This is a genomic window from Paraburkholderia nodosa DSM 21604, assembly GCF_000519185.1.
GTDB classification, from domain to species: domain Bacteria; phylum Pseudomonadota; class Gammaproteobacteria; order Burkholderiales; family Burkholderiaceae; genus Paraburkholderia; species Paraburkholderia nodosa.
Map to the genome: position 1 here is coordinate 84,619 of NZ_JAFA01000013.1, position 20,797 is coordinate 105,415.

The window sequence follows — 20,797 nt, forward strand, 5'->3', positions numbered from 1 at the left end:
ACTTAGGCCGCTCCCTGACGTGCGAGAACTTCGGGAATCAAGTAGGTCACAGATACAGGGAAAAGGCGCGGGTTCGGCTCCGCATATCGAGCCAAGATAATTTCTTCTTCCAGTTCCATTTCTTCCGGTAGCTCATCGAGACGCCGCTCCAACGCGTTGCGGTCTCGCTCAAACTGCTCTTTTTCTGGTGTTGTGAAAAGCTCGAGCTGCGGCGTAACTTCGTGCAACTGTGAACGGATGCTCGTCTGCAACTCGCCTAGCACAGCGCGCATTGCGCTTGTTTCACGGGTGGCACGCTCATCGAGTCGATTCTGTAGCGTCTCAGTCCTGTCCTTCATGCGGGCCTCGAGTGAACGAAGCACGGCCTCCTCGTGGGCCGGCCAGAGCTCTGTCAGACGCTGCTGCAGCGATTCTGCCGGCGATTGAAGCGTGGCAGCGCCCAGCAACTGCTCCAGCCGGCCAACTTGAGGAATGCGCGTAAAGCGCCCTTCTCGTAGCTCGCCGCCTGCAAAAATGATTTCCTCGTGGATGCGCTTGTTGTCCCCGCCGAGTACGACCAGTCGACCGTGGGCGACAACAATAGGCACATCGGACATTTGGTTCGGAATCACTCGGGACGTCACACGGTGAAGCCGATGATGACCGGCAACGGACCAAATCTCCGCCCGCAATCGCTGCAAACAGTTCTGAACGAGCCTGTGATTCAGGTGCGCGAGAACGACATCGTCTCGACCACTCGCAAGCGTATGGTCGAACACAATCGGGCGGACCTCCTGCGTGTGTGGATGCCGCAACCCTTCTGCCGCGCGACTCCAAGACCCGGTGAGGTTGGGCAGTCGAAAGACCGGACACTTTGTGCGCTTTCCTGTCGGGTCAGGCCAGACGCCATCAAGAGAAGCCTCTTGCAGGGGCAGTTGTCCGGCGAGTGACAATCCCACCTCTACGACCGATTGAATGTTGTCCGGGTCTAGATGTAGTTCGCGCTTTGTCTCGTTAAGTTGCTCATGAAGCTGCTGGAGCTGGGTCCGAAGGTCGTGCCTGACTCGAAGTAGCTTGCGCGAAGCCTCGCTGTCGCGCTCGGCTTGTTCCGTATTGAGGTGTTTGCGACGCCCAAGCATCGCCTCAGTAACCTGCGCGGAAATAACCGGGCCAACCTTCCCCAGGTCCTCGCGAATGTTTTCCACCTTCTGAGCAGCGCGCATGAGGAACTCGAGGTCGGCCTCTAAGTCTCCCGGCGCAGACTCGGCCCCAATCCGGGCGTTTTGGCGATACCCTTTACCAACGAAGTGGTAAATCATCACCTGAGGTTGGCGCTGACCATGCCGGTCTATTCGGCCATTGCGTTGCTCCATACGATTCGGATTCCACGGAATCTCGTAATGGATGAGGCGCGAACAGTAATTTTGTAGGTCGATACCTTCCGACGCGGAATCGGTCGCAAGCAGGATACGAACAGGTGATTTGTCCGGCGATGTCTGGAACGCCGCCTTCACACGTTCGCGGTCGTCACTATGCATGCCACCGTACATTGTCATTACTCGGTCTTCGCCGGTAAATCCGTTGAAGGCGAGTACGCCCTGCAGCCACTTCTGCGTCGCACGATACTCTGTAAATATGATGACGCGTTCGCTGCTCCAGCCTCCATTGGAAAAAAGCGTCGACTTCAGCCAAGAAATCATTTCTGCTGCTTTTGCGTCTGGCCTCATTGAAGCGTCGGTTGCCCAAGAACGCATTTCGGCGAGCAGTTGCTCCTCTTCGTCAGTCAGGGGACTGAAGAGTGCGACCGCCGAATCGACAACTTCATCTGTTGCGAAATCCAGCTCGCTATCGTCGGCCGCGTCCTCGTCTAGCGCCTCGACTTGGCGACGCAGAATACCCACGACTGGTTGTTGCTTATGACCAGTGGACCGACGCGCGCTACGGAGCGAGTCAAGATGCTTCTCGAGCGTGAGGCGAAATGCCTCCGGTGAAGAGAAGAGTCTCTTCTTAAGCAATTTCATTACGAACTCACTCGCAAAGCGCTCCGCGTCGTCCTGTGCAGTTCGAGTACGCAGCTCCGTATACCGGACGAGCGCCCGGTGGGCTGCCCGCTCGGCGTCGGCATATGGCACTTCCAATGGTTCGATGATGCGTTCCGGATACCGGGGCGTTCCGTCCCATCGTGGTGGCAACTCCCGCTTCAGCCGTCGAACCATGATTGCTGCCAGTTGCTCCGGATTCGGTCGGACACTGCGCGCGAACCGCTGATTGTCCAGCAGTTCGAGCAACGACGAAAAACTTTCCGTATAGCCGTTATGGGGTGTTGCCGACAGAAAAAGCTTATGCTCGAAGTGTGGCGTCAACAGGCGAATTGCTGCCGTCCGTTGCGAATCGGTTGCGTATCGTCCAGTACCTGCCGGTGCTACGTTATGTGCTTCGTCGACAACCAGCAGGTCAAACCGGCGCGGGTAAATCGGCTGCCCAGGTGCGGGCAACGCCTCCCGCATCAGCCGTAGCGGCCGTTCACGCTTGAGAAAATCGATGGATGTAATGAGGCGCGGAAAATGTGTCCACGGATTCACATTCAAACCACGGGTCCGACGAAGGTCCTTCATCAAATCACTGTCCACGATGCGGAATTCGAGCCCGAACTTGTCCCGCATCTGGTCGCGCCACTGAATCTGGATTGCGGACGGACAGACGATTAGCACCGTTCTCGCCCGGTGGCGCAGCATCATCTCCTGGATGACCAAGCCGCTTTCGATGGTCTTCCCTAGACCGACGTCATCCGCAATCAGTAGGTTGACGCGCGGCATCTGAATGGCGCGAGCCAATGGGTCGAGTTGATAGTCCTCGATTTCAACACCGCTGCGGAAGGGTGCCTGAAGCGTTCGGGTATCGCCTTGAGCAACGGCACCCCAGCGGACGGCATTGAGGAACGCGTCGAGACGCTCCGGTTCGTCGAACCCCGTTACCTCCGGCATCGACGCCCGCTCGAGAATCGAAGCACCGGGCTCCAACTCCCATATCACCCGCAGCTCTTCGCCGGCCGCATCGTCTTCCACGCTCGAAAGCGAAACCAGATTTTGGCGATTAGCGGAATCGGTCATGCCGCTAGCGGCTACAGAAGTGACAACGTACCTTCGGTTACGAACCGATACCAGCTGGCCACTGACTGGCACCCCTATGGACTCAACGATGGTCATAGCTTCTTATCTTAAGCAGGTCAGGGCTGCATTTTCGGGCCAAAACACAGCATTTGAGAAGGAGGTAATGGAGAAACCGCGAGAAATCCGATTGCCCGGAGCGGCGAGCAGCCCTCAATAAGCTGAATAATAGGTGCCCGGAAACCTTTGTACACGCCGTCGCGGCAAGGACCGCCGGGAGGCCTTACACCGATGGGTCCTGCAGGCCTGGCATAGTTCGGACACACGGCTTACATCGAGGCGCTACATCGCGCCCATCTGCCCGCGTTCCTGGATATACTGTACATTTATACAGTATTTTTGTAAGGTCATGGAGCCGCTTTGGGAATACAAGTGGGCGGTCTGGGACGAGGTCAAGGCTCGGTTTGTGCCTACGCCGATATGGCTTACCGATGAGGAAGCCCGGTCCGACTGGTACGCCTACGACATGTGCGTCTACCGGCTCGAGCATACGAAGCGAGACCGCATGCTCTCGGCAGGTCCAGTTGTGGACCCACCGGCGGCCGATTTACCGTGGCATCGCGAGCGCCGGGTGCGCGCCGAACGATGCAGGTACGGCCTGCCGCCGTTCGTCACGCCGCTCGATGCTGAGTTGCGACGCATCTGGAACCGGCATCCACGAGATGAGGTAGGTCGGCTAGCGCTCGAGGTGCAAACGGGCCGTTATGCGCTATCTGAACTCGAGGCAATCGCTGGCGAGGCCTACTGGCACCTGCGGAAGGAACACGCGACGGTCGACGAGGCACGCAAATACCTGAATAGGATACGTCGCCGATTGATGCAGGAGTTGCAGAGAATCGGGCCCGTAAAGTGGGAGCGACGGTGACAACCGATATGTGCAGTTTTCGGACAGCCAGGGAGGCTGAATCACACACTTTTCGCGCTAGCTCCAAATTCACGCTACGCGAAATTCGACACGCGGCCTCTACCTACGAACTGTGCTCTGGCTACCCACCCGCCGCCGAGGCTTGTATTCACAGCGCGGGTACGCCGAACATGCTTCAAACGCGCCGTACGGCCCGGTCCGCAGTACGATGACACCGATTCCGCACGCTGGACACCTCTCCTCTTCAATCACCTCCCCGGCGGTCGACTCAATCGTGACGGCTCCATCTTTGACAAGCTCATCCAAAAAAGAGGAAGCTTCCCCCCTAACCGTCAAAAGGACAACCGAGCGGCGCGCTCGAGTCAGAGCGACGTAGAACAGCCGCCGCTCTTCGCCGAGCGGATAGGCGTCACCACTCGGCATAGCCATTGCCAACACAGGGTCATCTACCCTAGTGCTCGGAAACGAACTGCTCAGCATTCCCGGCAGAATAACGTAATCCGCCTGCGCTCCTTTCGAGCGGTGAATGCTCATGAAAGTGAGCGCAATGTGCCGGCCATAGCGCGCGTTCCAGTTCGAAGGCACGTATGACTCTTCCTTGTTATATCGGCCTAGAACGAAGACTGTCACGATGCCATCTTTGCCGGGAGGTATTGCTCCCTCTACAACGCCTCGATGTAGTTCCTCAAGGACCGAATCAATGGCCGCCCGCAACTCCCCGCGCTGTCCCACCTGGAACGCCCTGATAACAGGACCTATCGGTGCCGTCATCGAGTGAACCTTCTTGGCGAGCTGATTCGGATTTTTCCTTATGAACCGGCTCGAGATGTCGCAGAGTGCTTGCGGGCAACGGAAAGTCTCCTCCAGCTTCATCAGCTCGTACTGCCCATACCATTCGTCGAAACGAGTCATGACGGACACGTCTGCGCCAGCGAAGCGGTTGATTGACTGCCAGTCGTCTCCGACAGCAAAGAAGAAGCGCCCCCGTCGGCTGACTAGAGCGCGGCAAAGACGCGCTCGCGCGCGCGAGGCGTCCTGGAACTCATCGGCCATAACCAACTGATAGTGTGAGTCGTAATGCCCGCTCTCCAGGTGCGCCGCTGCCTGATTGAGCATGTCCTCGAAGTCGACGCCCTCTTCAGCTGCTAGAGCGTCGTCCCACGCCCGCAGCACTGGACCAACGATTTCAAGGAACATACGATGGCGCGGGATAAATGCGTCGCTCCTGTTAGCGTCGAGTCGTTCCACCAACGTGTCGACGCTTAGGCAATTGCTCTTCATGTGTGTAATGAAGATACGGACAAGGGCAATGAGCCTCTCGTTGTCCATCGGCGGGTAGCCAAGCCCCGGCGACGTCCGGTCCGGATTGGGGTCCAATGCCATTCCGCGTGCGGTTAATTCCTTTCCGAGGACATCATCCAGCGAGCGCGTCCGCAACTGATGTGAGGTCGTCTCTATCAGTTTCGTTCCGCGCCGTGCATGTTCAGCACGCTTCCATTCGACGCCCTGCAGATACGCTGTAAATTTAACGGGCGGCTCACCCTTGGCGTTGAGAGCGAAGTGCTCGTGGTACAGCTGGGCTTCAGGATAGTAGAAGTCTGGGGTGTATTGACGATGCTCGGCAGTCGTCGTGTCGAACTCGTACTTGCGCTCGTATTCGTAATTAACGCCGTTGTAGAACAGCCAGTCGCAAATCAAACGCTCCTCGTGGCTCCGCACACGCTCACCGCGAATGGTTTGGATGTAGCCGACCCCGTCCCTGTCCCAGACATCCGCAGATGACGATGGGCTTTCAAACTCTGGCAAGTCACGCCCAAATACAACGCGAAAAAGGTCCCACCTCGTACGGAACTCGCGCGAACGGTCTTTCAAGTTGTCCACGATTTCCGCAAGCTTGCGCATGCCGGCGGCCACGTCTACTGTCCATTCGGGAACGTTCGGCTTTCGTCCAGTGGCCTTTCCGATAATGCTCAGGCCGAGGCCGTGAAAGGTCTGCGCTTCAACCTTATCCCCTTGGAGACCGACTTGCTCGAAGGCAGCTTTTGCGCGAGCATCAAGCTCTTCTGCGGCCTTCTTGTTGAAGGCAAGAAGCAGAATCTGCTCCGGTCGCACAATATGACGGTGGACCGCATACACAGCCTTCGCCACCATTGTTGCCGTCTTGCCAGACCCAGCAGATGCCACGACGAGCATTCGATTGTCGAAGCACATCACTGCGCGAATCTGGTCCGGGGTGAGCGGCTTGCTCTCAACGCGCTCAAACAATTCCATCGGCCAGTTCTTCTCGTTTTCGATGTAACCCACGTTGCCGACTCGGCAAAACGAAAGCCACTCGTCACGACGAAAACTGACGAACGTCTCGACCCTCTTCCGCGCATCGGGAAGGGTCGCCTGATTGGCTGGGTCACGCACGTAGCTTATTAGCACGTCGTCGCTCAAGACAAGCTTCGGTCGCGTCGCGAACAATTCCATCTGGTCTTCGTGGGCGACCCAACCCATCTTTTTGAGAATGGCGTCGCTTTTATCAATGACGTCTTTCACCCACGCGCTAATCGCTGCATAAGCTGCATTGAATTCCTTCTGTAGGGCTGCGCGCCGTCGGGCCACTTCTGCCGCCGCTTTGGCATCGGCAATAGCTGCCTGCAATGCTCGCGCCCGACGTCTCGACAAGCCATCTACCTTGATTGGCGACAAACCATCCATATGCAGGGTCAACCCTGCCCAGAATATGCCGGGACGTACGAGGACTGGCTCCTCGCCGTCGGCAATAGCCCGCCTGTACTGCTTTCCGTCCAGGCTGAGCAGGAATTCCTGCTGGTCGCGGTCGAGAGTAAGGGTCCAACTACGCGACCTCGTGAAGTACAAAGCCAGCGGTGTTGGTTTAAAGATATGCGTCATGGATTTTTTACGCGCATCTCTTTGCCCACTTCCCGCTCCGCCGCAGTGGGTCTCCCCGAATCAGCTCGGCTGGCTGCGGCGACGATGACACTCAAGGCGAAGGTACGGCGCTCACGGACCACCACAATAGCTGTATCGCGACGCTCATAGCTGAGGTCGATACACTCGCAAGTTTGCGCGGCCACACGTTGCTCCAGAACAGGTGCGGATGCCGCAGTCTATCGCCATTTGTGGCGACCCGAACCAGAAGGGGTGACTTCTATTTCGTTGACATGCCTTGCCCTTCCGTTATTCCTTTGCTTCGTCGCTAGACGCGGGGCGCAACGGGAGGTCCGGGTCATAGTTATAGAGACCCAGGCGTTGAGATTCGCTCATTAGGGCCTCGAGTGCCCCTTTCATGTCGGCACGCATCCTCGTGCAATCCCCAATCAGAGCGTCAATTGGTATCCATTGAACACCGGCACCGTCCTCGTCCAGTCGACCTGGGACTTTGCCGTCACGAACAAGTGAGCGCATATAAGCGCGCGAGAGGCAGAGCAGCCGCGCGGCGGCCTCGAGCTTCACCTCGTCATACTTGGCAATAGCACGCCTGCGCCCCCGACAATCAGGAATCAGCTCTGCCGTCGCATCCCGCCATGCCTTCCCGCCTCCGATACCCTTCGCGACCGTGTTAAACACGAATTCGGCATCTGCGTGATACACGGTCGGGCCGACGAGCTGGTAGATTCGCCCGCTGAGTGTTTGTGCCGTATGTGTAGCGCCATCTAGATGAAGTATTCTTGTGCTGACGCGACCATTACGCGTTTCCCGACTGTAGCCTACAAAATGCCTCGTACCGTCAGCGGACTCGCGTATCGACCAGTGGCTTAGCCAGACGATTTCGGGGCTTTCTCCAGGGAGTTGCAAGTAAATAGACATGCTTTCTCCGTGAACGCCGTACCCAGCTATACCTCAGTAAAACTTATTCTTTGTCCGCGCCTCTCGTCGCCGCTCAAACTGTTCGTCTAGAATCGCCTGCCTGAGCGCCCGACCAATTTCTGCACTCCCCGTTGTCATCAACTCAACGTACTGACGAGGAGTTAGCTCTGCTACGACATGAACAAGACCTAGGTCAATTGCTACCGATAGCTGCCTTTTCAATCGTCTGCCCCGGCGGCTCTTAGATATCGAGGTGTGGTCTTCGTCAGGTGTCTTGGCTTTCCTAGGCGCGTCAGTTCTCGGCGTCATCATTAGGAGCTTTTGTGAAGAAGCGCTGTAGCCGCTCGCGAAATTGCTCAACGACTGCACTGTCGCCTAATCCGACATCGGTTTGACAATGGACGAGCCTAAGACGGTGCGCTTCGAATCCGTCTGTTCGGTCGTCGACCGCTAACCATTCCAGCGGCGCATTCCGTTCGACATAGTCGAGAATTTGCTCTCCACGTGAAAGGACTGGCCACACAAGCGGATTAAATTTGCATCCATCGAAGGTCGCGCCCACGATGCGCTCCCGTAGTCGTGAGGACGGAATCGCGTCGCGCGTGAACTCGGTACCCAGCACCAGCGACCAGTCGCTAGATAGGATGATTTCGACCTCTGGATACGGAGACAACAAATCGTCGAGCAACGGCGCAAATTCGAATAGCTTTATGTCGGGGGCGCTGCTTATTACGCGGTTTCCAGCGCGACGTGCGATGCCTCGATGAAGGACCCCATCGATGTCTAAAAATAGGACGTGTCGCATTGTGTACCTGCTTAAATTTCGTTATCCGAATTGCTCTGCAAGTCGAGTGCGGAGTAACGCCTGAGTCCTGACGTCACCTAAGCCAGAATTCTCGTCGCACCTTACGACGTGAGACAGATGCTCACCGAAGCCGATGATTTCATCGTCAATTGCGAGCCAACTCATCAGACGATGGGTCAGGACGTAGCGCAAAATTTGAGTCCCGCGTGCCTTCGACGCCCACGTGTCGGCGTCGAAATACCTCGAGTGATATGTCGCACCGACCACGCGCTCACTTAATGCTCCCGGCAACGCCTTTTTCGCTCGCAGGTAGCCCAAATGATGTACCCACGACGTCGAAAGAACTATTTCTACACTGTCGTGCGGGGCAAGGCATTCGACGAGAATCGGCGCAAATTCGAAAAGCCGCACGGAAGGAGAGATACTGGTGATGCCTCTCCGGGTGCGAACGGCCCCAAAGCGGTGAAGCACTCCGTCGAAATCCAGAAATAAGACCTGCCGATTCCGCTCCGTTTTCGTGATGCTGTCGACTTTGCCGTTCATAGCAGCCGCTGAGTGTCAGCCTTCGCCTTGAACCGTATCATTCGTTTCGCGTTCGGCATTGCCGGTGCTTGCCACACGCGCGGCGATGCTGGCGAATTGCGTCACGCTCAGCGGCACGCCTACCTCCACGTAGAAGCTGTCGGAACTGAGATACGTGTTTTCGTCCCAAATCACACCGCGTCCATCCTCGAAATCGATGATGCACATGTTTGTACCCGGCACCTCTCTAACGCATGCGACACGCTGAACCACCATGTCTCCGCTAACTGCCTTTGAACACAAATACACAGCCGGCCTAGCCGAATCTGCTTTCGCGAGTAAATCTCGAACGCTCGCGAAGGTGTGTGCAATAAAAGCGCTCTCCGAGGCATCGGCGGTCTTCCTACCGTAGCGCACATGGAAAAAGGCATCATCTGACACTCTGACTGGCAAGAGACTCCGCTGTGTTTTGGTCGTGCGCTGTTCGGTCATGACACCGTCTTCCATCATTTAACTCCTGCATTGTTGAGGCTAGCCATAGTGCCGCCTCCAGTCAGACCGCGCGTTAGTGTTGCGGTGCGTAAAAATGCGGATGAGACCGGCGACCAGCAAACGCCGGTCGCCGTAGCGCCGGACTCTCTATCTGTAACTACAGAACTCCCAATCCAGGTGGGACCCGACTCGTCGGGCGGCACCGCACTTTTTCACCAGCACGTGCGGCCTTTCTAGTGCGTGGAAATAAAGTGACCACTCTTGATTCTTTCTGGTCCGCAGACTTCGCTTCGGGAGGTCTTCATTCTTTGCGCCGTAGAGGCCCGCACGCCCCGATGTCCATGAGTCGGCGCAGCCCCGCATTGTGTAATGCATGCATTTTCTCGCGAAGCGCCTGCACGGCCGCTGTCGGTATCCGTCGTATCTGACGGTAACCTGTCTTGACGATGCGACTCGGGAGCACGTTGTCCTCGACGAGCTTCCTGACGACTATGCGCGGAACGCCCAGTAGTCGCGCGGCGGCATCAAGCGAGAGTTCTTCGAGCTCGTCCGGTTTATTCGCCTGCGTCATGTATGGGTCCCTCTTAGGAGGACAGTCGCAATCGCTGGAGAAACAATTCGATGACAGCAGGGTCGCCTACGGCGAACTCTGTTTGACAACTTACGAGTCGGTGACGGCAGGACTCGAATCCGTCGGCGAACCGGATGTTGAGATGAAGATAAGCATGTCACAGAGTACGCTCTCCCATCTATGCTTCGTAAACCTAACTTTTGCAGTGTGCATCGTCGTTGTCTTTCTGTCCGCTTGCTTACCCCTCTCTTACCCCTCGCCGAGTATCGAGCGAAGCCTCCACTGAAACTCAACGTCGTCCATTGCGTGCACGAGCGAAAGCATCCGGCTGGCCCGGCGAAGGGCATGCCCTGAGACGGTTGCACGGAGCATGTCGTCGAACGCGAGCTCCCGAATTGCAGGCTCGCCAATTGCCCGCAGGTGCGCGACCAAGGCGGACTGAGCTGATTCGTTGAATCCCAGTTGCATATCAACGTCGACACGCCGCGCGTCCGTGAGCTCTGAAAACTCAGCCTCCTTGGAGGCAACGACCACGTACGGCTCGGTGCGGCTCTTCATAAAATCAAGAATCGCTTCTTCTTGCCTGTCAGCCAGCGTGCTGACGAAATTCGTGACACGCCGCCCCAACGTAGAGAATGCCTGTCGCAGCGAGTCGAGGCTATAGTGAAACGGCCACGCGTTCCCGACGACGATGACGACACCAGGGTAATCGCCCAAGGTTTCTGTCAAGAAATAAACGTCGGGCTCGAGCCTGCGCATATTTGCCATCGCACCCTTCCGCTTAGGAACCGAGAAATTTAGGTTCAACGGGCCAAGTGCGCCGCTCACGCAGAAAAATAGGTAGACCATGATTGTTCATTTCCCGCCCCTTCGGTCATCGAGGGCAACCTAGTGCCCTCTCAGACTCATCAATGCGGTGGCGACGTCTCGAGCTAGGCGCGCCATCGTCCATTTGATAACCCGGCGTACAGGCCAACGCATACGTTCACCACCGGTGTCGTCGGCACATTCTGGAAACGCGCAGCAAATCTGCGTGAGATGGTCTTCGTAAATTCGCACGCTCGCAGCCCTGTCGGCAACCGATTTTCCCTGCGACTCGCCGACGATGACGCCAGCCAATAACGCGAGTGTAGACGTAAATCGTGTAGACGTAAAGCGTGGAGATGCAAAACGGGTTGGTCGGCGCGTACGTTTTCGCGCAAGCTATCGCGCGCCATGGCCGACAAATTAGAACTTCTTTTTATAGCGGCGCGTGTTCGAGAGCTACGCGTCGCGAGCGGCAAGTCGCAGGATGAATTTGCAAGGCTCGTAGGTTGTCATCGGAGCCTTGTAAGTCAAATCGAGCGAGCCGTCAGAAACCTTTCCGTCGATACAATTGACCGGCTTGCGACCGCCTTGGGTGTGGACCCTGTTTCATTGTTTTATGACAAGGTCATTCCGCGTGAGCTTCACAATTCCGAGCCACTTCGAGAGCGAGTGCCGTTGAACGTCCTTGCGCTGCGTACTGGGCGCAGGCTGTCACAAGATGCCTTATCCGAACGCGCCAAGCTATCGAGGAATTACGTGTCCTCGCTCGAGGTCCATCGGCCAAATGCTGACCTAGGCCATCTTAAAAAACTCGCGACGGTCTTGGACGTCCCCGTAAGCGAACTGTTCGCCCCGATTGTGCGGAACGGAACGACGTCGGATGCTGTGGCGACAACTACACGGTAGCTAAGTCCATTCTTTTATCGCCGACCGTTCCCTCGACGGTGCGACGAGAGCAACTGTTTAGCTAAGTCTTGGGAAATCTCTGAGATTTTCGTCTGTGCTTCCTAGCGCGGAGTCACAACACATCGTACGGACAACCACCTGCAGCGTCTTGGCAAGATTCGAGACGAGCTCCGGCGTTGTCGAACTTGGGACCATGCAGGAGACACTCGAACTCCTTGTCAATGTTCGCGTGCCAGCGCTCCGTTTCCTTACCCGTCATTGGCACGAAGGTATCGTCTCGTATCGAATCCGGCAGGCGGGAAGGAAGGTCATGGCTAGTCCTGAAAACGGCCACCCCATAGTACGCAACACGGCACCAAGCGAAAGGAGCAACGGATGCGAGGGTCAACTGCGCCAAAAGGTCGTCGCGCAAGGAAACAAAGAGCAGCGAAGACAGCCCGAGTCTTACAATTCTAAAGACGAGTAACTATCTTCTAGGGTTAGCGGAGCTCAGAGATGCCTAACGTCACATTGATAATTTTTACAAACACCCCGAGTCCGAATAAAATACCTCAGCACCAGATTTCCCGCGATTAATTCAATCTACTCTCGCAATAAGGCGAAGTTTTAAAATTGATAAGATAATTATATTCATCAATTTCACGCACTACTTCAGCGCCCAAAAACTTTACTGCTTTCCAAAACTCCTCCCAAGCATCCGCTTTATTTCTCCCAACTTCCGACGTGCTTCCTCCCGACCAGTAATTACCACATCGCCTGGAATGTCAATCTCGAGCGCCTTGGCAATATTCGAGACATACGGTCGACGGCTTCCAGCAAGCATGACGCGAGACTTGTTGACTTTCTCAATCCCGACTGACGCAATCAAAAAATCGAGGCCACGCTGGTCACGCGCATTCTTAATAATTACCCCAGTTCCATAATCATCAAACGTCTCGTCATTTTCAGTATTCTCAATCACCTGAGCTCTCCCAAAAAAAATGACCCGACCTCAACCTGCCAATTCTCTCAAATCTCAACAAAAGCTACCACGATAGTCGAATAACCTCAATATGACTTTCACCGGAGTCTTTAAAGCCTCTATTTCTGATATGCAGCACATGCTCCTTGGAGCGTGCTCGCTCCAAGGAGCGGCAACATGCCTGCTGGCATGTTGCCAAACCTTAAAAAGATTAGTTTCCGGCTTACGTGCTCATCGTAAGTTTGGTTACTAAAATACGACTGGCTCGTCGACGCGGGCGAGGAAGTGGCTGTCGCGCGCGACGAGTTGCGCGTGCACCCGTTTTCGATCCAGACCTGGGACGCACAGAGTTCGGGCACCGTCATCAAGCCGGCTGCCGAAGGCGCGCTGGAAAAACGCTGGGCGGAGCTAACCGGGCGGCGGCCCATGCCGGCCCCGGCCGTCGCGGCCATGCAGGCATGGCACGACAACCTGCGCGACACGGCGCCGCACCTCGCGCCGCCAGCCCGCAAACGCCGGCAATAGCAGGCAGCCAGAGGGAGTACGCGCGCCGGATCCGCCCGCGCCGGGGACCGCCCAGGCCGACCTGGGGCGCCGGCCCGATCCGCGCGACTCCGGTACAATTTCGAGAGAACAGCCCCATCGCCCGCGCCCCTGCGGCGCCCCATGGGTCCGTACGCCGGCCCCGCCGTCAGCGCCGCGCGCCACACCACTTTCGCAGGTCCAGCACTCATGTCCAACACCCAGTCCAGCACGCAGAACCGCAACGAAGCCCTCTTCGAACGCGCCCAGCGCACCATCCCGGGCGGCGTGAATTCGCCCGTGCGCGCGTTCCGCTCGGTCGGCGGCACGCCGCGCTTCGTCGAGCGCGCGCAGGGGCCGTACTTCTGGGACGCCGAAGGCAAGCGCTATATCGACTACATCGGCTCGTGGGGCCCGATGATCGTCGGCCACGTGCATCCGGAAGTGCTCGAAGCCGTGCAGCGCGTGCTCGCGAATGGCTTCTCGTTTGGCGCGCCGACCGAGGCCGAGATCGAGATCGCCGAGGAAATCTGCAAGATCGTCCCGTCGATGGAGCAGGTGCGCATGGTGTCGAGCGGCACCGAGGCCACGATGAGCGCGCTGCGTCTCGCGCGGGGCTTCACGAAGCGCGACCGCATCGTGAAGTTCGAAGGCTGCTACCACGGCCACGCCGACAGCCTGCTCGTGAAGGCCGGCTCGGGCCTGCTCACGTTCGGCAACCCGACGTCGGCGGGCGTGCCGGTGGACATCGCGAAGCACACTACGGTGCTCGAATACAACAACGTCGCGGCGCTCGAAGAAGCGTTCAAGGCGTTCGGCGACGAGATCGCCGCCGTGATCGTCGAACCGGTCGCGGGCAACATGAACCTCGTGAAGGGCACGCCCGAGTTCATCGGCGCATTGCGCAGCCTCACGGCGAAGCACGGCAGCGTGCTGATCTTCGACGAAGTGATGTGCGGTTTCCGCGTCGGCCTGCGCGGCGCGCAGGCGCTCTACGGCGTCGAGGCGGACATGGTGTGCCTCGGCAAGGTGATCGGCGGCGGCATGCCGGCGGCGGCGTTCGGTGGCCGGCGCGAGATCATGGATCACCTCGCGCCCAACGGCACGGTGTACCAGGCAGGTACGCTCTCGGGCAACCCGATCGCGGTCGCGGCGGGCCTGAAGACGCTGCAGCTCATTCAGGCGCCCGGCTTCTACGAGCAGCTCACCGCGAAGACCGAACGTCTCGCGAAGGGGCTGTCGGCGGCGGCACGCGAAACGAAGGTGCCGTTCGTGGCGGATTCGGTGGGCGGCATGTTCGGCCTCTATTTCGCGGACAAGGTGCCGGGCAGCTTTGCCGAGGTCACGAAGAGCGACATCGTGCGCTTCAACCGCTTCTTCCACCGCATGCTGGACGCGGGCGTCTACTTCGCGCCTTCGGCCTACGAGGCCGGTTTCGTGTCGAGCGCCCACGACGACGCGATCCTCGACGAGACCGTCGCCGCGGCGCGCAGCGCGTTCGCAGCGGAAGCCGCGGCTGAAAACGTCACGCAATAACGCATCACGCCAACGACCGCCGGCGCGGCGCGCGCTTCGCCGGCCCCCATCTGACCGCCGCCCGGGAGAAAGCCCGACGATGTTTTCGCAATCCGATTTCGTCCACATGGAGCGTGCGCTCGCGCTCGCGCACCGCGGCCTGTACACGACCGACCCGAACCCGCGCGTCGGCTGCGTGCTGGTGAAGGACGGCGTGGTGATCGGCGAGGGCTTCACGCAGCCGGCCGGCCAGGATCACGCCGAAATCCAGGCGATGAAGGACGCCCGCGCGCGCGGGCACGATCTGCGCGGTGCGACGGCGTATGTGACGCTCGAGCCGTGCAGCCACTTCGGGCGCACGCCGCCCTGCGCGAACGCGCTGATCGAAGCGAAGGTCGCGCGCGTGATTGCGGCGATGGAAGACCCGAACCCGCTCGTGTCGGGGCGCGGGCTTTCGATCTTGCGCGACGCGGGCATTGACGTGCGTTGCGGGCTGCTCGCCAACGAGGCGCGCGAACTGAACATCGGCTTCGTTTCGCGCATGACGCGCAAGCGTCCGTGGGTGCGCATGAAGGTGGCCGCATCGCTCGACGGCCGCACAGGCCTGCCCTCGGGCGAAAGCCAATGGATCACGGGCGAAGCCGCGCGCGCCGACGGCCACGCCTGGCGCGCGCGCGCCTCGGCCATCCTCACGGGCATCGGCACGGTGAAGGAAGACGACCCGCGCATGACCGTGCGCGCCGTCGACACCCCGCGCCAGCCCAAACGCGTGCTGGTCGACAGCCGGCTCGACGCCTCGCCGCTCGCGCAGATCTTCGTGGGCGCGCCCACGCTCGTGTTCTGCGCGGCGCTCGACGCCAGCAACGAAGAGCGCGCCGAAGCGCTGCGCGTACGCGGCGCCGAAATCGTTGCGCTTGGCAACGAGCAAGGCAAGGTCGATCTGCCGGCCATGCTCACCGAACTCGCTGCGCGCGGCGTGAACGAACTGCACGTGGAAGCGGGCTACAAGCTCAACGGTTCGCTCCTGCGCGAAGGCTGCGTGGACGAACTGCTCGTGTACGTGGCGCCGTCGCTGCTCGGCACGAGCGCGCTCGGCATGATCGACATCGCTGCGCCCGCGACGCTCGACGAGCGCACGCGCCTCGCCTTTCATTCCGTCGATCGTCTCGGTAGCGACCTGCGCATTCTTGCGCGCGTCGTCACGACGCAAGACGCCTGACCCTCACTGATGCACTGAACACAAGGAACAGCACGATGTTTACCGGAATCGTCGCGGCAGTGGGCCGCATCGAATCGATCAAACCGCTCGGCACGGATGCCGACGCAGGCGTGCGCCTCGCCGTCAACGCAGGCAGCCTCGGCCTCGACGACGTGCAGCTCGGCGACAGCATCGCGATCCAGGGCGCGTGCATGACCGTCATCGAGAAGTCGGCAACGGGCTTCGACGTCGACGTTTCGCGCGAAAGCCTGAACCGCACCGTGGGCCTCGCGGCGACGGGTGAAGTGAACCTCGAAAAGGCGCTGCGCGCGAACGACCGCCTCGGCGGCCACATCGTCTCGGGTCACGTGGACGGCCTCGGCACCGTCACGCGCTTCGCGCCCGTGGGCGAGTCGCACGAGCTGCGCGTTCTCGCGCCGGCGGAAATCGGCCGCTATCTCGCCTACAAGGGCTCGATCACCGTGAACGGCGTGAGCCTCACGGTCAACTCGGTCGACGATCGCGCGGATGGCTGCGAATTTTCGATCAACCTGATTCCCCACACCGTGGAAGTCACCACGCTCAAGCATCTTCAGGCCGGCACGAAGGTGAATCTCGAGATCGATCTGATTGCGCGCTATGTGGAGCGAATGCTCTCGGCCGAGCAGGCCGCAGATTCGGCCGCGCAAGACTAAAAGCCGCCGAGCCGGCGCAATGTCTACCCCGGACGCGCGCAAGCACGCGCGCCGGGGCGCTGATAGAATCTAGCCTTCCCTCCGCGCTCGCCGCACGGCGTGCCGCGTTCCCATCACCCGAATCGAACCAGGAGGCACAGTTGGCAACGATTGACACGAGCGCCGCCATGCCGATGGTCCGGGTGACGATGCACGTTGCGTCTCGTCACGCAACCTTCCCGCTTCCAGCGCTGCCATAGCGCGTCCCGCGCGGCATGTTTTCAGACGCCGCGCCGTATTCAGCGAATTCGAGGTCAGGCCGTCCGGCAACCGATGCCCGGGCGGGCGAATCCTGTTTTCCGTCTTAACGCTTCACGCTTCCTTCAGGAGAGTCTTCGGGCGTCACGTCCGGAGCATGCTGTCCATGACAGAGCAAAATACAAAACCCGAATCGGGCGGACAAACCTTCCGCAAGGTCCTCGGCTTCACCTTCCGGCACTGGGCGCGCCAACCGGCGCGCGTCACGGCCGTCGCGCTCGCCTCGCTCCTCGGCGCGCTCGCCGACGTGCTCACGCCGCACTACGCGGGCCAGCTCGTCGATGCCCTCACGCACGACGGCGCAGCCAGCAGCGCCGCCGCCTGGCATGCGGCGGTCGTCGCGTTCTGGGCGCTCACGGCGCTCGGGCTCGGCGGTACGATCATGCGCCAGGCCGCATACCGCAACATCATCACGCTGACGCTGCGCATGATGAGCGAGATCGCCACGCAAGCCTTTCACCGCGTGCAGCGCTTCTCGACGGACTGGCACGCGAACAGCTTCGCCGGCTCCACGGTGCGCAAGGTCACGCGCGGCATGTGGGCGCTCGACCTGCTCAACGACACGCTGCTCGTCGCCCTGTTCCCGTCGCTCGTCATGCTGGTCGGCTCGACCATCCTGCTCGCCGTGCAGTGGCATGTGATGGGCCTCGTGGTCGGCATCGGCTCGGCGGTGTATCTGGCGATCACGGTCTCGCTCTCGCTCTTTTACGTCGCGCCCTCGGCCCGGCTCGCGAACCAGTGGGATACGAAGATGGGCGGCGCGCTCGCCGACGCCATTTCGTGCAACGCCGTCGTCAAGGCGTTCGGCGCGGAAACGCGCGAAGAAGCGCGGCTCGCGCGCGTCGTCACAAAGTGGAGCAGCCGCACGCGGCGCACGTGGCAGCGCGGCACGCTCAACGGCGGCGTGCAGGGCGCGCTGCTCGTGGGCATGCAGGCGGCCATTCTCGGTGCGGCGCTGCTGCTTTGGGCGCGCGGTCTCGCAAGCGTGGGCGACATCACGTTCGCGCTCACGCTGTTCTTCCTGCTAAAGGGGTACCTGCGCGATGTGGGCATGCACGTGCGCAACCTGCAGCGCTCGGTCAACGACATGGAAGAGCTCGTCGCGCTCGACGCGGCACCGCTCGGCATCGAGGATCAGCGTGATGCGCCGCCCATCGTGATCGATCAGGGCGATATTCGCTTCGAGAACATGACGTTCCGCTATGGCGACCACGCGCAAGGCAGGGCGCTCTACGAGAACCTCACGCTGCGTATCGCGCCGGGCGAACGCGTGGGCCTCGTCGGCCATTCGGGCTCCGGCAAGACCACGCTGATCAAGCTGATCCAGCGCCTTTACGACGTGTCCGGCGGACGCATCACGATCGACGGCCAGGACATTGCTCGCGTGCAGCAGGCGTCGCTGCGCTCGCAGATCGCCATCGTGCAGCAGGAGCCGGTGCTGTTCCACCGCTCGCTTGCCGAGAACATCGCTTACGCGCGGCCCGGCGCCACGCACGCCGAAATCGAGCGCGCGGCGAAGCTTGCGAGCGCGCACGACTTCATTACGGCGCTGCCGCACGGCTACGACACGCTGGTGGGCGAGCGCGGCGTGAAGCTCTCGGGCGGCGAGCGCCAGCGCGTGGCGATCGCGCGCGCGTTCCTCGCGAATGCGCCGATCCTGATCTTCGACGAAGCGACCTCGAGCCTCGACAGCGAAAGCGAAGTGCTGATCCAGCAGGCCATGGAGCGGCTCATGGAGGGCCGCACGACCGTGGTCGTCGCGCACCGGCTCTCGACCGTGCGCGCGCTCGACCGGCTGCTGGTGCTCGAGCGCGGACGCGTGGCGGAGGAAGGCACGCACGACGCGCTCGTGCGCCGCGAAAACGGCCTGTACCGGCGCCTGTTCGAGCGCCAGGCGCTGGAACTGACGAAGGGACTCGCCGACGACGTGATCCTGCGCTGACGCCTCGCCGCTTCGCGCTCGCGCCTCCCGCCGCAAGCCGGCTCAGGCGGGCGTCGCGCGCGCGTGCGGCGTGATGCGCGCGAGCACTTCGGCCAGCGCCTCGCGCGCGATTTCGGTGTCGTAGTGGGCCTGCAACTGCATCCAGCTGTGCGCGTCGGTGCCGAAATAAACCGCGAGACGCACTGCCGTGTCCGCGGTGATGGCGCGCTTGCCGAGCACGATCTCGTTGATGCGGCGCGGCGGCACGCCAATCGCCTTGGCCAGCGCGTACTGGCTGATACCCATGGGCTTGAGCCACGCTTCGTGCAGAATCTCGCCCGGTGTGGCCAGCGGTGCTTCACGCGCCATGGTTTTGCTCCTCGGTGTGGGTCCACGATGCGTGCTTTCGACGCCTCGCCGCCCGCGAAATGAAGCACGAATAGTAACGTTTCACGTTAATAACGTATAGCGTTACTAGCGTGAAACAGACGGGATTCGCGCCTTCCCGCGTTCTGGGCGACGCGCCCGCTCGCGTGGCGTAAAATGTGGCCTTTCCAGCCAGAATCCCAACATGACGCTCGCCTCCACCCCTGAGATCATCGCCGAGCTCAAAGCCGGCAAGATGGTCATCCTCGTCGACGAAGAAGACCGGGAAAACGAGGGCGACCTCGTCATCGCTGCGGAGTTCGTCACGCCTGAAGCCATCAACTTCATGGCGAAGTACGGCCGCGGGCTGATCTGTCTCACGCTCACCCAGGAGCGCTGCAAGCTGCTCAACCTGCCGCTCATGACCTACCGCAACGGCACGCAGTACGGCACGGCGTTCACGGTCAGCATCGAGGCCGCCGAAGGCGTCACGACCGGCATTTCCGCCGCCGACCGCGCCCGCACGATCCAGGCGGCCGTCGCGCACGACGCGCGCGCCGAGCACATCGTGCAGCCCGGCCACGTGTTCCCGATCATGGCGCAGCCCGGCGGCGTGCTCGTGCGCGCCGGCCACACCGAAGCGGGCTGCGACTTCACGGCGCTTGCCGGCCTCACGCCGGCCTCGGTGATCTGCGAGGTCATCAAGGACGACGGCACGATGGCGCGCCTGCCCGACCTCATGGAGTTCGCGCAGGAGCACGGCCTGAAGGTCGGCACCATCGCCGACCTGATCCACTACCGCAGCCGCACCGAATCGATCGTCGAGCGCGTGGCCGAGCGCACCATGCAAACCGCCCACGGCCCGTTCCGCGCGGTCATGTATGTCGACCAGCCCACGCGCACGCCGCACATCGCACTCGTGCGCGGCACGCCGAAGCCCGGCGTCGATACGCCCGTGCGCGTGCACGAGCCGCTCTCGGTGCTGGATCTGCTCGAAACGGGCTCGTCCACGCACTCGTGGACGCTCGACGCCGCCATGCGCGAGATCGCCTCGCGCGACGTGGGCGTGATCGTCATGCTCAACTGCGGCGAGCCCAAGGAACACCTGATCGACGTCTTCAAGGCGTTCGACCAGAAAGAACGCGCGGAGGCCCTCGCCCGCCGGCCCGTGGACTTCAAGACCTACGGCATCGGCGCGCAGATCCTGCGCGAACTCGGCGTGGGCCGCATGCAGGTGCTCTCGAAGCCGCGCCGCCTCGGCAGCATGTCGGGCTACGGTCTCGAGGTCACCGGCTTCGTGCCGATGCCCGGCGGGGACGCGCAAGCGCCCTGCCCGCCGGATGCCGCTGACCCTGCCTCGTCGCGCGCCTGAAGTCGCATCGCGCTCTTTTC

General features: G+C 60.5%; 17 protein-coding genes and 1 pseudogene. 8 read left to right on the top strand and 10 right to left on the bottom strand.

Translation table 11 applies throughout. From position 1 onward, the window contains the following. Nucleotides 1–2 precede the first annotated feature (2 nt). Complete coding sequence (gene drmD / locus A3CW_RS0120390; protein WP_028205220.1) at nucleotides 3–3,185, bottom strand: DISARM system SNF2-like helicase DrmD; 3,183 nt, start codon at nucleotides 3,183–3,185, stop codon at nucleotides 3–5. Nucleotides 3,186–3,495: 310 nt separating this feature from the next. On the opposite strand from drmD, the gene A3CW_RS46990 reads away from it, so the two are divergent. Continuing rightward, nucleotides 3,496–4,011: a hypothetical protein gene (locus A3CW_RS46990; RefSeq protein ID WP_035513381.1), complete on the top strand. Its 516-nt coding sequence runs from the start codon at nucleotides 3,496–3,498 to the stop codon at nucleotides 4,009–4,011. A gap of 99 nt (nucleotides 4,012–4,110) precedes the next feature. Here the strand turns inward: A3CW_RS46990 and A3CW_RS0120400 are convergent, their stop codons facing one another. From A3CW_RS0120400 to A3CW_RS47000, 7 genes are all read right to left on the bottom strand, one after another. Next, nucleotides 4,111–6,909, bottom strand: a complete 2,799-nt coding sequence (locus A3CW_RS0120400) for a UvrD-helicase domain-containing protein (RefSeq protein WP_028205221.1) — start codon at nucleotides 6,907–6,909, stop codon at nucleotides 4,111–4,113. A gap of 288 nt (nucleotides 6,910–7,197) precedes the next feature. Continuing rightward, on the bottom strand, nucleotides 7,198–7,827 hold the full coding sequence (locus A3CW_RS50260; protein WP_051481604.1) for a hypothetical protein: 630 nt from the start codon (nucleotides 7,825–7,827) through the stop codon (nucleotides 7,198–7,200). A 292-nt stretch (nucleotides 7,828–8,119) separates the two neighbouring features. Next, complete coding sequence (locus A3CW_RS0120410) at nucleotides 8,120–8,632, bottom strand: HAD domain-containing protein (RefSeq protein WP_028205222.1); 513 nt, start codon at nucleotides 8,630–8,632, stop codon at nucleotides 8,120–8,122. Between the two features lie 21 nt (nucleotides 8,633–8,653). Further along, complete coding sequence (locus A3CW_RS0120415; RefSeq protein WP_035513384.1) at nucleotides 8,654–9,175, bottom strand: HAD domain-containing protein; 522 nt, start codon at nucleotides 9,173–9,175, stop codon at nucleotides 8,654–8,656. A 15-nt stretch (nucleotides 9,176–9,190) separates the two neighbouring features. After that, entirely contained in the window at nucleotides 9,191–9,664 is a 474-nt protein-coding gene (locus A3CW_RS52420) for a hypothetical protein (protein WP_211254073.1), read from the bottom strand. 283 nt (nucleotides 9,665–9,947) lie between these two features. Then, nucleotides 9,948–10,217: a hypothetical protein gene (locus A3CW_RS0120425; RefSeq protein ID WP_028205225.1), complete on the bottom strand. Its 270-nt coding sequence runs from the start codon at nucleotides 10,215–10,217 to the stop codon at nucleotides 9,948–9,950. A 249-nt stretch (nucleotides 10,218–10,466) separates the two neighbouring features. Further along, entirely contained in the window at nucleotides 10,467–11,066 is a 600-nt protein-coding gene (locus A3CW_RS47000; protein WP_051481605.1) for a hypothetical protein, read from the bottom strand. A gap of 366 nt (nucleotides 11,067–11,432) precedes the next feature. On the opposite strand from A3CW_RS47000, the gene A3CW_RS53065 reads away from it, so the two are divergent. Beyond that, nucleotides 11,433–11,930 carry a helix-turn-helix domain-containing protein gene (locus A3CW_RS53065; RefSeq protein WP_161782945.1) on the top strand — a complete coding sequence of 166 codons (498 nt, stop codon included), beginning with the start codon at nucleotides 11,433–11,435 and terminating at the stop codon, nucleotides 11,928–11,930. 667 nt (nucleotides 11,931–12,597) lie between these two features. Here the strand turns inward: A3CW_RS53065 and A3CW_RS52425 are convergent. Further along, nucleotides 12,598–12,891: a cryptic plasmid protein A gene (locus A3CW_RS52425; RefSeq protein WP_154677991.1), complete on the bottom strand. Its 294-nt coding sequence runs from the start codon at nucleotides 12,889–12,891 to the stop codon at nucleotides 12,598–12,600. 255 nt (nucleotides 12,892–13,146) lie between these two features. On the opposite strand from A3CW_RS52425, the pseudogene A3CW_RS53625 reads away from it, so the two are divergent. From A3CW_RS53625 to A3CW_RS47010, 5 genes and pseudogenes are all read left to right on the top strand, one after another. Beyond that, nucleotides 13,147–13,416, top strand: a pseudogene (locus A3CW_RS53625) (hypothetical protein); the annotation flags it as partial. Nucleotides 13,417–13,623: 207 nt separating this feature from the next. Then, nucleotides 13,624–14,949 (top strand): glutamate-1-semialdehyde 2,1-aminomutase, encoded by a 1,326-nt coding sequence (hemL, locus tag A3CW_RS0120445; protein WP_028205227.1) that lies wholly within the window; start codon nucleotides 13,624–13,626, stop codon nucleotides 14,947–14,949. Nucleotides 14,950–15,028: 79 nt separating this feature from the next. Further along, complete coding sequence (gene ribD / locus A3CW_RS0120450) at nucleotides 15,029–16,147, top strand: bifunctional diaminohydroxyphosphoribosylaminopyrimidine deaminase/5-amino-6-(5-phosphoribosylamino)uracil reductase RibD (RefSeq protein ID WP_028205228.1); 1,119 nt, start codon at nucleotides 15,029–15,031, stop codon at nucleotides 16,145–16,147. A gap of 35 nt (nucleotides 16,148–16,182) precedes the next feature. Then, the gene (locus A3CW_RS0120455; protein ID WP_028205229.1) at nucleotides 16,183–16,821 is read left to right on the top strand and encodes a riboflavin synthase; all 639 of its coding nucleotides are present in this window, start codon (nucleotides 16,183–16,185) and stop codon (nucleotides 16,819–16,821) included. Between the two features lie 403 nt (nucleotides 16,822–17,224). After that, entirely contained in the window at nucleotides 17,225–19,060 is a 1,836-nt protein-coding gene (locus A3CW_RS47010; protein ID WP_035513432.1) for an ABC transporter ATP-binding protein, read from the top strand. 42 nt (nucleotides 19,061–19,102) lie between these two features. On the opposite strand, the gene A3CW_RS0120465 is transcribed toward A3CW_RS47010, so the two are convergent. Next, nucleotides 19,103–19,408, bottom strand: coding sequence for a HigA family addiction module antitoxin (locus A3CW_RS0120465; RefSeq protein ID WP_028205230.1), 306 nt, complete (start codon nucleotides 19,406–19,408; stop codon nucleotides 19,103–19,105). Nucleotides 19,409–19,610: 202 nt separating this feature from the next. Between A3CW_RS0120465 and ribBA the strand changes: the two genes are divergently transcribed. Continuing rightward, the gene (gene ribBA / locus A3CW_RS0120470) at nucleotides 19,611–20,777 is read left to right on the top strand and encodes a bifunctional 3,4-dihydroxy-2-butanone-4-phosphate synthase/GTP cyclohydrolase II (RefSeq protein ID WP_028205231.1); all 1,167 of its coding nucleotides are present in this window, start codon (nucleotides 19,611–19,613) and stop codon (nucleotides 20,775–20,777) included. Nucleotides 20,778–20,797 lie beyond the last annotated feature (20 nt).

Bases quoted from the DNA above. Each gene is read 5' to 3' on its own strand.
- drmD (WP_028205220.1), bottom strand. From the start codon at position 3,185: ATGACCATCGTTGAGTCCATAGGGGTGCCAGTCAGTGGCCAGCTGGTA.
- A3CW_RS46990 (WP_035513381.1), top strand. From the start codon at position 3,496: ATGGAGCCGCTTTGGGAATACAAGTGGGCGGTCTGGGACGAGGTCAAG.
- A3CW_RS0120400 (WP_028205221.1), bottom strand. From the start codon at position 6,909: ATGACGCATATCTTTAAACCAACACCGCTGGCTTTGTACTTCACGAGG.
- A3CW_RS50260 (WP_051481604.1), bottom strand. From the start codon at position 7,827: ATGTCTATTTACTTGCAACTCCCTGGAGAAAGCCCCGAAATCGTCTGG.
- A3CW_RS0120410 (WP_028205222.1), bottom strand. From the start codon at position 8,632: ATGCGACACGTCCTATTTTTAGACATCGATGGGGTCCTTCATCGAGGC.
- A3CW_RS0120415 (WP_035513384.1), bottom strand. From the start codon at position 9,175: ATGAACGGCAAAGTCGACAGCATCACGAAAACGGAGCGGAATCGGCAG.
- A3CW_RS52420 (WP_211254073.1), bottom strand. From the start codon at position 9,664: ATGATGGAAGACGGTGTCATGACCGAACAGCGCACGACCAAAACACAG.
- A3CW_RS0120425 (WP_028205225.1), bottom strand. From the start codon at position 10,217: ATGACGCAGGCGAATAAACCGGACGAGCTCGAAGAACTCTCGCTTGAT.
- A3CW_RS47000 (WP_051481605.1), bottom strand. From the start codon at position 11,066: ATGGTCTACCTATTTTTCTGCGTGAGCGGCGCACTTGGCCCGTTGAAC.
- A3CW_RS53065 (WP_161782945.1), top strand. From the start codon at position 11,433: ATGGCCGACAAATTAGAACTTCTTTTTATAGCGGCGCGTGTTCGAGAG.
- hemL (WP_028205227.1), top strand. From the start codon at position 13,624: ATGTCCAACACCCAGTCCAGCACGCAGAACCGCAACGAAGCCCTCTTC.
- ribD (WP_028205228.1), top strand. From the start codon at position 15,029: ATGTTTTCGCAATCCGATTTCGTCCACATGGAGCGTGCGCTCGCGCTC.
- A3CW_RS0120455 (WP_028205229.1), top strand. From the start codon at position 16,183: ATGTTTACCGGAATCGTCGCGGCAGTGGGCCGCATCGAATCGATCAAA.
- A3CW_RS47010 (WP_035513432.1), top strand. From the start codon at position 17,225: ATGACAGAGCAAAATACAAAACCCGAATCGGGCGGACAAACCTTCCGC.
- A3CW_RS0120465 (WP_028205230.1), bottom strand. From the start codon at position 19,408: ATGGCGCGTGAAGCACCGCTGGCCACACCGGGCGAGATTCTGCACGAA.
- ribBA (WP_028205231.1), top strand. From the start codon at position 19,611: ATGACGCTCGCCTCCACCCCTGAGATCATCGCCGAGCTCAAAGCCGGC.